General features: G+C 67.7%; 14 protein-coding genes. 7 read left to right on the top strand and 7 right to left on the bottom strand.

From position 1 onward, the window contains the following. Window positions 1-7: 7 nt before the first annotated feature. A complete protein-coding gene (locus DFO63_RS13795) occupies window positions 8-907 on the bottom strand; it encodes a LysR family transcriptional regulator (RefSeq protein ID WP_101765046.1) in 900 nt (299 codons plus the stop codon). Window positions 908-1,000: 93 nt separating this feature from the next. Here DFO63_RS13795 and DFO63_RS13790 point away from each other — a divergent pair, with 93 nt between their 5' ends. The 3 genes from DFO63_RS13790 to DFO63_RS13775 all read left to right on the top strand — a co-directional run bounded on the left by DFO63_RS13790 (window position 1,001) and on the right by DFO63_RS13775 (window position 2,560). Continuing rightward, window positions 1,001-1,213 carry a DUF4287 domain-containing protein gene (locus DFO63_RS13790; protein WP_049443416.1) on the top strand — a complete coding sequence of 71 codons (213 nt, stop codon included), beginning with the start codon at window positions 1,001-1,003 and terminating at the stop codon, window positions 1,211-1,213. 96 nt (window positions 1,214-1,309) lie between these two features. Further along, window positions 1,310-1,759 carry a GNAT family N-acetyltransferase gene (locus tag DFO63_RS13780; protein ID WP_049443417.1) on the top strand — a complete coding sequence of 150 codons (450 nt, stop codon included), beginning with the start codon at window positions 1,310-1,312 and terminating at the stop codon, window positions 1,757-1,759. Between the two features lie 93 nt (window positions 1,760-1,852). Then, on the top strand, window positions 1,853-2,560 hold the full coding sequence (locus DFO63_RS13775; RefSeq protein WP_049443418.1) for a YitT family protein: 708 nt from the start codon (window positions 1,853-1,855) through the stop codon (window positions 2,558-2,560). A gap of 86 nt (window positions 2,561-2,646) precedes the next feature. Here DFO63_RS13775 and DFO63_RS13770 read toward each other — a convergent pair whose 3' ends face one another. Then, entirely contained in the window at window positions 2,647-3,192 is a 546-nt protein-coding gene (locus DFO63_RS13770) for a DNA-3-methyladenine glycosylase I (RefSeq protein ID WP_049443419.1), read from the bottom strand. Beyond that, entirely contained in the window at window positions 3,189-4,976 is a 1,788-nt protein-coding gene (locus tag DFO63_RS13765) for a DUF4153 domain-containing protein (protein WP_101765047.1), read from the bottom strand. Before DFO63_RS13765 ends, DFO63_RS13770 begins: the two co-directional genes overlap by 4 nt. A 91-nt stretch (window positions 4,977-5,067) precedes the next feature. Here DFO63_RS13765 and DFO63_RS13760 point away from each other — a divergent pair, with 91 nt between their 5' ends. From DFO63_RS13760 to DFO63_RS13745, 4 genes are all read left to right on the top strand, one after another. Beyond that, on the top strand, window positions 5,068-5,634 hold the full coding sequence (locus DFO63_RS13760; protein WP_014036231.1) for a YqgE/AlgH family protein: 567 nt from the start codon (window positions 5,068-5,070) through the stop codon (window positions 5,632-5,634). Continuing rightward, the gene (gene ruvX, locus DFO63_RS13755) at window positions 5,627-6,121 is read left to right on the top strand and encodes a Holliday junction resolvase RuvX (RefSeq protein WP_049443421.1); all 495 of its coding nucleotides are present in this window, start codon (window positions 5,627-5,629) and stop codon (window positions 6,119-6,121) included. The genes DFO63_RS13760 and ruvX overlap by 8 nt, the downstream gene beginning before the upstream one ends. 15 nt (window positions 6,122-6,136) lie before the next feature. Continuing rightward, window positions 6,137-7,087 carry an aspartate carbamoyltransferase catalytic subunit gene (locus DFO63_RS13750; protein WP_119007197.1) on the top strand — a complete coding sequence of 317 codons (951 nt, stop codon included), beginning with the start codon at window positions 6,137-6,139 and terminating at the stop codon, window positions 7,085-7,087. Window positions 7,088-7,402: 315 nt separating this feature from the next. Beyond that, a complete protein-coding gene (locus DFO63_RS13745) occupies window positions 7,403-7,894 on the top strand; it encodes a transposase (protein ID WP_075675162.1) in 492 nt (163 codons plus the stop codon). 105 nt (window positions 7,895-7,999) lie between these two features. Here the strand turns inward: DFO63_RS13745 and DFO63_RS13740 are convergent, their stop codons facing one another. The 4 genes from DFO63_RS13740 to ptsP all read right to left on the bottom strand — a co-directional run bounded on the left by DFO63_RS13740 (window position 8,000) and on the right by ptsP (window position 12,532). After that, window positions 8,000-8,815 carry a prolyl oligopeptidase family serine peptidase gene (locus DFO63_RS13740; protein WP_119007196.1) on the bottom strand — a complete coding sequence of 272 codons (816 nt, stop codon included), beginning with the start codon at window positions 8,813-8,815 and terminating at the stop codon, window positions 8,000-8,002. Window positions 8,816-8,886: 71 nt separating this feature from the next. Further along, a complete protein-coding gene (locus DFO63_RS13735) occupies window positions 8,887-9,153 on the bottom strand; it encodes a hypothetical protein (protein ID WP_014036236.1) in 267 nt (88 codons plus the stop codon). 60 nt (window positions 9,154-9,213) lie between these two features. Then, window positions 9,214-10,575 (bottom strand): magnesium transporter, encoded by a 1,362-nt coding sequence (mgtE, locus tag DFO63_RS13730; protein ID WP_008266103.1) that lies wholly within the window; start codon window positions 10,573-10,575, stop codon window positions 9,214-9,216. Between the two features lie 187 nt (window positions 10,576-10,762). Continuing rightward, complete coding sequence (ptsP, locus tag DFO63_RS13725; RefSeq protein WP_119007195.1) at window positions 10,763-12,532, bottom strand: phosphoenolpyruvate--protein phosphotransferase; 1,770 nt, start codon at window positions 12,530-12,532, stop codon at window positions 10,763-10,765. Window positions 12,533-12,534 lie beyond the last annotated feature (2 nt).

Raw genomic sequence — 12,534 nt, 5'->3', positions numbered from 1 at the left:
GCACTCCTCAACTTCCCATCGGCCCGCGCAGCGCTTCAAGCACCGTGCGCATCGCCACGGTGACGTGGCGGCGCGATGGGTAATACGCGTAGTAGCCATCAAAGTGCGGGCACCAGTCGTCCAGCACCGACTGCAGGCGACCATCGTCCAGCATCGGCTGCACCTGGTCTTCCGGCAGCCAGGCCAGGCCGCTGCCGGCCAGCGCCGCGGCGCGGGTCATACCCATGGTGTTGAAGGTCCACTGGCCGGTCACGCGCACGCTCAGTTCGTTGCCGTCCTGGCCGAAATCCCACGGCATCAGTCCACCATGCGTGGGCAGGCGCAGGGTCACGCAGTTGTGCCCGGCCAGGTCGTCCGGATGCTGCGGCACCACGTGCTGGCGGAAGTAGCTGGGCGCGCCGACCACGCGCATGCGCAGCGGCGGGCTGATCGGCACCGCGACCATGTCGCGGGCCAGCCGCTCGCCGAGGCGGATGCCGATGTCGTAGCGTTCGGCGACGATGTCGGCCAGGCCGTAGTCGGTGGTCAGTTCCACCTTCAGGTCCGGATAGCGCTGCAGCAGCGGCGCCAGCCGCGGCCAGGCCAGGTACTCGGCAGCATGGCCGGTGGCGTTGATGCGGATGGTGCCGGCCGGGCGCTCGCGGTACTCGGCCAGCGCGGCCAGTTCGTCCTCGATCTCGGCCAGGCGTGGGGCGAGGGTTTCGAGCAGGCGGGCGCCAGCTTCGGTGGTGGACACGCTGCGGGTGGTACGGGTCAGCAGGCGCACGCCGAGGCGCTGTTCCAGGCCGCGCATGGCATGGCTGAGCGCTGACTGGGACACGCCGAGCTGGGCGGCGGCCCTGGTGAAGCTGCCTTCGCGGGCAACGTGCACGAAGGCCTGCAGGTCGTTGAGGTTTTCACGGGGCATGACGGGATGATAAGGCTCCCGGATTGAACGGGCCTGTCGATTTCCGGCGCCCCGGTTCGTCGTACCGGTACATCCAACGCAAGGAGCTTCCGCATGAGCACTGACACCAAGCCGAAAGGCCCGGCCTCGTATTTCCCCTCCATCGAGAAGGCCTACGGTCAGCCGGTGGCGCACTGGTTCGGCCTGCTGGCGAAGCAGCCTGGGCTGAGGCACATGGAACTGGTCAGCTTCCTTAAAAGCGAGCATGGGCTGGGCCATGGCCACGCCAACGCGCTGGTGGCGCACCATCTGGCCGAGAAGGGATGAGGCAGGCAACGCTGCGCTGAACGGTCGTGTGGGGCCTGGCCACACGGCATCCAGGGTCAGGCAGACTGGGCGTTCATCCCGAGGCAGGACGCCCATATGCAGGTCACGTTGGACGCGATCACCGTCGACAACTACGAAGCCGTGTGCGACCTCGAGGTCAGTGAGGCGCAGCAGGATTTCGTCGCCGGCAACACCTGGTCGCTGGTGCAGGCCGCATTCCATCCCGGCTACCAGACCCGTGCCATCCAGGCCGATGGCGAGCTGGTCGGGTTCTTCATGTGGGTGCCGGAGACGCCGCAGCGCATCTCGATCTGGCGCTTCATGGTCGACCAGCGCTGGCAGGGGCGAGGCATCGGGCGCCGCGCGCTGGAACTGGCGCTGGCGCAGATCCGGGCCACGCCCGGGCTGGCCGAGATCGAGATCTGCTACAACCCGCGCAATCCGGTGGCCGGCGCCTTCTACGGCAGCTTCGGGTTCGTCGAGACCGGCATGGATGACGATGGCGAGGACATGCTGGCCGTGCTGCCTGTTGCGGGTCTGGAATAATCTGAATGGGCGAGGGTGGCTGAACGATTTCATCTGCAACTGTCATGCAGATCGTGTCTAATACCGCTCCCCACCCGCTGTTCCCCCACCCGCATGTCCCCTCCTTCCCATGGCCCCGCGCCGTGCGACGACGCTGACGGCCACCTGGTCACCGCCGGTCCGCTGACCCCACCGCCCGACAGTGCCGGCACCACCGCCGACGAAAAAGCGCTGCGACACTCGATCGCCGAGGACGTGCAGGGCATGGTGCTGGCCACGATGGTGGCCTCGCTGGGCCTGGCCATCTTCGCCAAGGGTGGGCTGATGATCGGCGGCATGGCCGGCATGGCGTTCCTGCTGCACTACGCGATGGGCTGGAACTTCGGCCTGGTGTTCGTGCTGGTCAACCTGCCGTTCTACTGGGTGGCGCTGCGGCGCATGGGCTGGGAATTCACCCTGAAGACCTTCGCCGCGGTCACCGCCTGTGGCGTGCTGACCGACCTGCTGCCGCGCTGGATCGACTTCTCGCATATCAACCCGCTGTACTCGGCGATCGTGGGCGGCGCGCTGTCCGGCCTGGGCATCCTGTTCTTCATCCGTCACCGCGCCAGCCTCGGCGGCATCGGCATCCTGGCGGTGTACCTGCAGCGCACCCGTGGCTGGAGCGCCGGCAAGGTGCAGATGTCCTACGACGCCTGCCTGATGGTGGCCGCGTTCTTCGTGCTGTCACCGTCGAAGGTGCTGTACTCGGCCATCGGCGCGGTGGTGCTCAGCCTGGTGCTGATGTTCAACCACCGCCCCGGCCGCTACATGGGCGTGTGATCGCGCTTTCCGCGTTCGCCGTGAACGTGTAGATCACCCGCAGCATGCAGTAGAGCCACGCCATGCGTGGCTGGCGCGGACGCCGATCAAGCGCCGGAGGCCTTCAACCACGGCGGCGACAGCGTCAGCAGCCGTGCATGCACCGGGCAGTCCGCGGCGTGCGCACCGGGCAGGTAGCCCAGGCTCATCAGGAATTCGCCGGTGATCTCGCCGCCGGTGAAGCGGAACGTCTTCTTGAACAGCTTGACCCAGTCGGCCTTGCTGCGCGGGTGATGCGCATCCAGCCATGCCGCGAAGCTGCCATGGCTGGCCCGCAGCTGCTGGATCACCTGCGCGTTGTGGATCGCCGCCAACACCTTCAGCCGGTTGCGGATGATGCCTGCGTCCGACAGCAGGCGTTCGATGTCCTGCTCGGCATAGGCCGCCACGCGGTCGACATCGAAACCGTCATAGGCCGTGCGGAAGCCCTCGCGCTTCTTCAGGATCGTTTCCCAGCTCAGCCCGGCCTGGTTGATCTCCAGCACCAGCCGCTCGAACAGCTCGCGCTCGTCACGCTGCGGGAAGCCGTACTCGTTGGCGTGGTAGTAGTCGTGCACCGGATGGCCCGGGGCGATGAGGCAGTAACCGCTCATGGGGAGGACTCGTTGGATTCGGGTTCGGGATCGATGGCCAGCGCAGGGCGCCCGCCGATGGACAGCATCGGCCAGCGCGGCGGTTCGAGAGTGAGCTCGCCATCACGCAGGGCCTGGTTGATGGCTTCGGCCTGGCCGCTGACAGTGCCGAACAGCGAACCGGCCCGGCGCCAGTGGGCATCCCTGCCACGTGCATACAGCACGCAGTCCGGCCCACGGTGGGTGTACAGCTCGCACAGCAGCACTTCGCCGGTGCCATCGCCGTCCAGGTCGCGATGCACGATCAGGCAGTCGCGCTCGCTCTGGGCGCAGGATTCGCCATTGATCGAACGCGTGGCCAGCGCCTGCCACCAATCGTCCGGCGGCGAGCTGGATCCCTTGGCCAGCTTCAGCGCGCGCTGCAGGGCGGCGACGTCCTGCGGACCCTTGTCGAGGCGGTGGCCGTCGTCCCAGCGTGAGATACGTGCCAGTGCTGCAGCGATCACCTGTGGCGCGTTGGCATCGGTGGTGATGGCTGGATCACGCTGCAACTCGCGCAGCGCCTGCACGCCACGGCGCCCAAGATCGAAGCGCAGCACGTTGACGTCGCTACTGGTGATCGCCGGCGGATCCGCACGCAGGCGCGCCAGCTGGCTGGACAGGGTCAGCCGCACCGGATCCAGCAGCGGCGAGTTGCCCAGCAATGCCAGTGCCAGCACCGCCCAGCACATCCAGCGGTTGACCGGCTCCAGCATCTGCAACCAGCGGCTCTGCCGGCGCAGCACCGCCAGCGCATAGCCCACGGCATAGCCGGCCACGGCCAATGCAACGAGTACCGCCCAGAACCGGTCCACGGTCCAGCCGTACTGCGTCACGCGCAGGCCCAATGCATACAGCGCCAGCGCGGCGTACACCGGCAGTGTCAGCAGGCTGGCCTCGACCAGCCTTCGCAGTACCAGAGGGTAGGGTGCACTGTCTTCCCCCTGCTGGTAGACCGCATTGGTGAACGTCACCAGCAGCAGCGACACCACCACCAGCAGGCTGGCGGCGGAACGGGTCTTCCACAGCGGTTCCAGCCCGGTCAGCGGCAGGCTCAGCACGAACAGCACGGCGATGAACGAGAGCAGCGGCAGCAGCCCGCGGCAGATCGCGAACAGCACCTGGCGGGTGATCTGGATCGCGCGGTGCTGGGTGCGCCCGATCAGCACGCCGAACCCGGCCAGGCTGCCGGTGGCCAGCGCGATGAACGCGTCCTGGCGGAACAGGTCGCGGAAGACGGTCACGTCGAGCAACTGGAACAGCGCCGCCCACAGCCACAGCAGCAGCCAGGTCAGCCCGGTGAACAGCGCAGCCAGGGCCAGGGTCAGGCCGTTCTGCCAGGCACGCTCGAACAGCTCCGGATAGCTGGCGCGCCAATGCCCATGCTGCAGCTGGAACTGCCACCAGGGCAAGGCCACGAATACCGCCACGGCAATGCCCAGGGTCAACGGGACCTGCAACGCGCCCGACTCCAGTGCGGTCTCGCCAGTGAGGTTCCAGCCGGTCCAGGCGGCCAGCGCCAGCACCACCGCTGAGCCGAGCACGGCCTGCAGCCACAGTCGGCGCTGGCCCAGCTCGACCAGGCTCAGCGCCGCCGCGCTCGGAATGGCCAGCACCCAGGCGTACCAGCAGTAGCGCCAGCCGATATCGCGGAACGGCCACGCATCGGACAGTTCCTGTGCGGCATACAGCATCAGGCCCTGCAGCAGGGCAAGCAGGACGATGGCGCTGCGTGCCGGCAGGGTCAGGGGCGATGAAGACTGCATCGAAGACCTTCCATGGCAAAGCACCATCCTAGCCCATCGCTGTTCCGCGCCATCGCGCGACCATCCCGCCCCCAGCAGGTAGAATGGGGGCATGCCTGTAACGCCGACCTCCCTTGCCGATCACCTGCTCGTCGCGCTGCCGTCGCTGCTCGACGCGACCTTTGCCCGCAGCGTCGCGCTGATCTGCCAGCACGACGAGAACGGGGCAATGGGCGTGCTGGTCAACCAGCCTTCCGAATACACGCTGGGTGAAGTGCTTGCACAGATGGACATCACCACCGGTGATGGCGACCTGCAGGCGCGCATGGTGCTCAATGGCGGCCCGGTGCATCCCGAGCGCGGCTTCGTCATCCATGACGACGCGCGGGCGTGGGATTCCAGCCTGACCGTGGGAGAAGGCCTGTACCTGACCACCTCGCGCGACATCCTCGAAGCGATGGCGCGCGGCGAAGGCCCGGCCAATGCCGTGGTCACCCTCGGCTGTGCCGGTTGGGGTGCAGGGCAGCTGGAAAGCGAGCTGTCCGAGAACAGCTGGCTGACTGTGCCGGCCGATGCCGAACTGGTGTTCCAGCTGCCGCTGGAGCAGCGCTGGCAGGGTGCGGCCTCGCGCATCGGCGTGGACCTGTTCCGGCTGACCGACTACAGCGGCCATGTCTGAGCCCATCATGCCCGCGCCGGATCCTGCTGCCCCGGCCATCCGCCGTGACGGCACCGTTCTGGGTTTCGATGTCGGCTCGCGGCGTATCGGCGTGGCCATCGGCAGTGCCTTCGCTGCGCATGCGCGCGCGGTGGCCGTGGTCGATGTGCACGGCAACGGCCCGGACTGGACCGCGATCGAACGCCTGCTCAAGGAATGGAAACCCGATGGCCTGGTGGTCGGCGACCCGCTGACCCTGGACGGCCAGGACCAGCCCAACCGCAAGCGCGCGCAGGGCTTCGCCCGCCAGCTGCGGGAACGTTTCAAACTGCCAGTGGTGATGATCGACGAGCGTTCCAGCTCGGTCGAGGCCGCACGCCGCTTCGCTGTCGAGCGCGCCGAAGGGCGCAAGCGCCGCCGTGATGCGGCCGCCCTCGATGCCGTGGCCGCGGCGGTGATCATCGACCGCTGGCTGTCGTCGCCGGACGACGCCACCCCCATTCCCTGACTGCCCGACACCGCCATGACCGCCCAGCAAATCGATGCCTCCGGACGCCTGCGCCACCTGCTGACCCTGGAGGGCCTGCCGCGCGAAACCCTGCTGCAGCTGCTTGATCGGGCGGGGCAGATCCGCGATGCCGCGGTCGGTCGCGTCGGCAACAAGCGCCAGGTGCTGGCCGGTTCGGCGGTGTGCACGCTGTTCTTCGAACCGTCCACGCGCACCCGCAGTTCGTTCCAGTTGGCCGCGCAGCGCCTGGGCGCCGACGTGCTGAACTTCGATGCCTCGACCTCGTCCACGCGCAAGGGCGAAACCGCCTGCGACACGCTGCGCAACCTGGAAGCAATGGGCGTGCGCGGCTTCGTGGTGCGCCACCCGGATGATGGCGCCGTGGCCGCGCTGGCCGACGCCGCGGGTGAGGGCACCGCACTGATCAACGCCGGCGACGGCCGCAGCTCGCACCCGACCCAGGGCCTGCTGGACATGCTGACCCTGCGCCAGGCCAAGGGCCCGGATTTCTCGAAGCTGAAGGTGGTGATCGTCGGCGACGTGAAGCACTCGCGCGTGGCCCGCACCGACCTGCATGCGCTGCGCACGCTGGGTGTGGGCGAGATCCGCGTGTGCGGCCCGCAGTCGTTGCTGCCGGACGACGAGACCCTGAAGGGCTGCGTGGTCGGCGATGATTTCGACGCGATGCTGGAAGGCGTCGACGCGCTGATGATGCTGCGCCTGCAGCGCGAGCGCATGGAAGAAGGCCTGGTGCCGTCGCTGGAGCAGTACCACGCGCAGTACGGACTGACCAACGAACGCCTGGCCCGCGCCGGCAAGGATGCCGCGGTGCTGCACCCGGGTCCGATCAACCGTGGCGTGGAAGTGACGGACGACGTGGCCGACGGCCCGCAGTCGTGGGTGCTGCGCCAGGTCGCCAACGGCGTCGCCGTGCGCATGGCCGTGCTGGAAACCCTGCTGGGCTGATCGCAATCTTGACGGCATGGGTGGGTGCCGACCGTTGGTCGGCACAATGGGAATTCGCCTTGAACTGCCTGGGTAGGTGCCGACCGTTGGTCGGCACAATGGGAATTCGCCTTGAACTGCCTGGGTAGGTGCCGACTGTTGGTCGGCACAATGGGAATTCGCCTTGAACTGCCTGGGTAGGTGCCGACCGTTGGTCGGCACAGAGCCATCAGTCCAGTGAAGTGGCGAGCGTAGCCATTGATTGGCTACAGGCCTACCTGCATCGGAGTGGTTGCCCGATAGAAGGTGACTGCTGGCAAGCACACGCTTGTGCCGATGAATCGCGCACGCCTACGCCTTGGCCGCCATTCCCGGATCGGGCAATCCTACATCCTGACCACCGTCACCCAGGGCCGTCGACACTACTTCGACGACGCCACTGCGGCGCAGGTGGTGATGGAGGTGATCCGTCGTCTTGATGCTGACGGTCTGACGCACTCGCTTGCCTATGTGGTCATGCCGGATCATGTCCATTGGCTTGTGGAGCTCCGCGCGTTCTCGCTGGACTACGTCATGCAACGCTTCAAATCGAGCAGTGCATTGCGGACCAACCGCATGCTGGGTAGATCAGGGCGATTCTGGCAATCGAGCTATCACGATCACGCCATTCGTTCCGATGAATCGCTGTTCCGGCACGCGATGTACATCGTCGCCAACCCGATCCGGGCGAACTTGGCGAGCTGTCTTGGGGAGTACCCGCATGCGTGGTGCCGATGGGAGATTGATGGGCAGTTCAATGCAGAGGAACAGCCTGGATCGGAGAGATAGTGCCGACCAACGGTCGGCACCCACCACCAACTCCCATGCCGACCAACGGTCGGCACCCACCAGCTCCCATGCCCACCAACAGATGTTTCCCGACAGGAGCTTTGGTCAGCGCTTCTGCGCGAACAGCCACGCCCACATCGCCGGGTCGGCGTAGGTGGCGTCCCAGGCGTTGTGGTTGCCTTCCGGGTACTCGGTGTAGCGCACGTCGCGTGCGTGGGTGCCCTGGAATGCGCTGTGCAGCCTGCGGTCGTCATCCGGCGGCACCACGTCGTCCAGGGCACCGTGGAAGATCCAGATCGGCGTGTGCTGCAGTCGCCTGGCGATCACGGCGTACGGATCGGATTCCTGGGCCACCTGTTCGACGAACAGGGTCGGCCGCTTGGCGCGCGGCGCGAACACGGCACCGCATACCGGCACGATCGCGGCAAAGCGGTGCGGGTCATCCAGCGCAATGTTCCAGCTGCCGTAGCCGCCCATCGACATGCCGGTCAGGTACTGCCGCGCCGGGTCGGCGCCGAACTCGGCAATGGTCGCGTCCAGTGCGGCCACGGCCATGCGGTTGTTGCGGCCGCTCCATTCCGAATGGCGCGGTGCCTGCGGGAACACCACCAGCGCCGGGAAGTCGGGATGCTCGCGCAGGTAGGGCCCCAGTCCCGAGTACGTCTGCTTGATGCCGTCGCCGCCGCGTTCGCCCGAGCCATGCAGGAACAGGACCACCGGGACGCCGCTGCCGTTGCCGGCGCCTGCCGGCTGTCCCGCCCGCACCCCGGCCGGGATGAAGACCTGGTAATAGGCGGTCTCGCCGTCCACCTTCACTGCGCGGCCCTCGAAGCGGCCGCGCGCGCTGTCCGGCATCGAGGCACAGCCGGTCATCATCAGGACCGCCAGCAAGGGCAGCCAGCGCGGAATCGAACGGAGCATGGCGTTTCCCGGGGCAGTGAAGTCAGCTGCATCCTAGTCCGCCGCAGGTCAACGCGGCATCATGCGCCGCGTCACTCCGGTCGTGGGAAGCTGGCGATGATGTCCAGCTGCTCCTGCGCCTCGGCATTGCCGTCGGCGGCGGCGGCCTGCACCTGCGCGATGTCCGGGTGCAGCACCACCAGCAGCGGGTTCTCGCATACCGGGCAGTCGTACTCGGTGGCGTCCTCGTCCAGCTCCATCTCCATGGCGCGCGAGCTGCCCTTCCATTCACAGGCCGGGCAGGTGTGCTGCTGGTCGCGCCAGCCGGGCTGGAAGTAGTTTTCGATCGTTGTTGCCATGGGTGTTCCAGTTGGGATCGGGTCAGAGCCCCGCGTGGCGGGGATCCGACCCTGCAGGGTTCAGTGCAGCAGCACCAGCGTGGCCAGGCCGAGGAAGGTGAAGAAGCCCATCGAGTCGGTCACCGCGGTCAGGAAGATGCCGCTGGCCAGCGCCGGGTCGAAGCCGAAGCGTTTCAGGGTCAGTGGCACCAGCACGCCGGCCAGTGCGGCGAACAGCAGGTTGCAGGTCAGCGCGATGGCGATCACCGCCGACAGCCCGGGCGAGTGGAACCAGGCCAGCACGATCAGCCCCAGCACCGAACCCAGCATCACGCCGTTCAACAAGGCGACCCGCACTTCCTTCCACAGCAGCGTGCGCGCGTTGGACGCGCCCACCTGGCCCAGTGCCAGGCCGCGCACCATCAGCGCCAGCACCTGGGTGCCGGCATTGCCGCCCAGGCCTGCCACGATCGGCATCAGCACGGCCAGCGCCACCAGCTTGTCGATGGTGCCTTCGAAGTGGCCGACCACGCTGGAGGCCAGGAAGGCGGTGCACAGGTTCACCGACAGCCACATCAGGCGCCGGCGCATGGCGCGCCAGACCGGGCTGAACAGATCCTCGTCCTCGTCCAGGCCGGCGGCGCCCAGCGCCTGGTGTTCGGCCTGGCCACGGATGATGTCGACCACGTCATCGATGGTGATGCGGCCGATCAGGATGTTGTTGTCGTCCACTACCGGCGCGGAGATCCAGTCATGGTCGGAGAACTGGCGGGCGACCTCCTGGTCGCTCTCGCCGACATCGATGGCCGGCTGCTCGTCGTCGATCAGGCGGTTGATCGGGGTGGTGTCCTCGTGGGTCACCAGTGCCGCCAGCGACACCCGGCCGAGGTACTGGTGGCGGCGGCTGACCACGAACAGGTGGTCGGTGTGGTCCGGCAGTTCGCCGCGCAGGCGCAGGTAACGCAGCACCACGTCGACGTTGACGTCGGCGCGCACGGTCACCACGTCCGGGTTCATCAGGCGGCCGGCGCTGTCCTCGGGATAGGACAGCACCTGCTCCAGGCGCTCGCGGTTCTCGCGGTCCATCGACTTGAGGACCTCGTCGATGACCGTATCCGGCAGGTCTTCGACCAGGTCGGCCAGGTCGTCGATGTCCAGGTCTTCGACCGCGGCGATGATCTCGTCCGGGTCCATGTCCGCGAGCAGGCTCTCGCGCACGTCTTCGCCGACGTGGACCAGCACCTCGCCGTCATCTTCCGGGTCGACCAGGCCCCACACCACCTCGCGCTTGCCTGGCGGCAGCGATTCCAGCAGGTTGCCGATCTCGGCCGGGGCCAGGGTGTTGACCAGCCGACGTACCGGGCCCAGCCGGCCGCTGTCCAGTGCATCGGACAACATCCGCAGTTGGCGCGCAGTCTTGTCGTGGCGTACAGCTTCAGCCATCGCAGCTCCCGCGGGATAAGAAAAGCCGCGATCCCGGCAAGGATGCGGCAACAGGGGTGTTCAGCGCGTCATTATCGCAAGGGGATGTTTCAACGCATACCCCGACGGGAGGCTGGGGTCAGATCCCTTTTCCACAGGAAAAGGGATCTGACCCCGCGCGTGCATGCCCGGCGAATCAGCAGGGCGCTCAGGGCGTATCCGCCACCAGCGCCAGCCAGCGTTCGATGGCGCGGCGGTCGCGCGCGGCCAGCAACTTCGGGGCACGGGCGCGCAGCGCACCCAGATCGGCTTCGCGGATTGCGCGGCGCACCTCCAGCAACGTACCGGGATGCAGGCTGAACTCGCTCAGGCCCAGCGCCAGCAGCAGCGGGGTCATCCGCGCATCACCGGCCATCTCGCCGCAGACCGCCACCGGGATGCGGTGGCGCGCGCCGGTCTCGATCACCATCTGCAACAGCCGCAGCACCGCCGGGTGCAACGGTGAGTACAACTCACCCAGCGCCTCGTTGTTGCGGTCGGCGGCCAGCAGGTACTGCACCAGGTCATTGGTGCCGATCGACAGGAAATCGACCAGGTCGATGAAACTCTCCAGCGCCAGTGCAGCCGCCGGGACTTCGATCATCGCGCCCAGCGGCACGTGCTCGGACACCATGTGGCCTTCGCTGCGCAGCTGTTCGCTCAGCTTGAGCATGCGCCGGCGCACCGCCAGCAGTTCCTCGCGGGTGCTGACCATCGGCACCAGCACGCGCAGCTTGCCGTAGGCCGAGGCGCGCAGGATCGCGCGCAGCTGGGTGTCGGCCACCTTGGGCCGTGCCAGCGACAGGCGCACGCCGCGCAGGCCCAGTGCCGGGTTCTCTTCGTTGCTCAGGGTCAGGCCGGTGCGATCGGCCTTGTCCGCACCCAGGTCGAGCGTGCGGATGGTCACCGGCCGACCGCTCATGCCCAACGCGGCATCACGGTAGGTCTGGAACTGTTCTTCTTCGTCCGGCAGTTCGTTGCGCTGCAGGAACAGGAACTCGGTGCGGTACAGGCCCAGCCCCTGCGCACCCAGCGCATGCGCCTGGGTGACGTCCTCCAGCGATTCGGCATTGGCGAGCAGGGCGATATCGACCTGGTCGCGGGTACGGCTGGGCTTGCTGCGCAGGCGGCCAAGCTCGCGCTGCTCGCGCGCGTGTTCCTTCAGGCGCGCGCGGTAGTCACGCAGGTTGTCGGCCAGTGGGTTGGCGGTGATGCTGCCGTCGGCACCGTCGATGATCAGCACGTCGCCGTCGGCGATGCGGCTGAGCAGCTGCGGCACGTTGACGATCAGGGGCAGGTGCAGGCTGCGGGCCAGGATCGCGCTGTGCGACAGCGCGCTGCCGGCGGCAGTGACGATGCCGACCACGCCCTGTGCCTGCAGCTGCGCCAGTTCGGACGGGGCGATGTTGTCGCAGACCAGGATCTCGCCGGCCAGGCCCTTCATCACCGGAGGGCGTTCGGGTTGCAGGAAGGCGTGGATGCGGCCGATCACATGGTCGAGGTCGTCCATGCGGCTCTTCAGGTAGGCATCGTCCATGCCATCGAAGACCCTGGCCAGGCGGTCACGCTGCAGGCGCAGCGCATAGCCGGCGCTGTACGGGCCGCTGCGGATCAGCTCATCCAGCCCGAACAGCAGCTCGGGGTCATCCAGCAGCAGCGCGTGCAGGTCGAGGAACTCGCCCACTTCCTGGTTCAGCGCACCCTGCAGGCGCTGCCGCAGTTCGTGCATTTCCGTACGCGCGGCATCCACCGCACGGTGCAGGCGGGCCAGCTCGGCCTCGACCTGGTTGGCGGCCACGCGTTGCTCAGCCACCTCCAGTGCATGCGGCAGTCGCACGCGGGCCCGACCCATCGCCGTGCCGCGGGCAGCACCGTGCCCGGCCAGCAGTTGTACCGGCCGCTGGCCGGAAGGGACCTGGCCGGCGCGTGCGCGTGGCACGC

The organism is Stenotrophomonas sp. AG209, assembly GCF_003550055.1.
Lineage (GTDB): Bacteria > Pseudomonadota > Gammaproteobacteria > Xanthomonadales > Xanthomonadaceae > Stenotrophomonas.
Note: the sequence above shows the minus strand (reverse complement) of the source record. Positions and strands in the feature narration are given on the sequence as shown.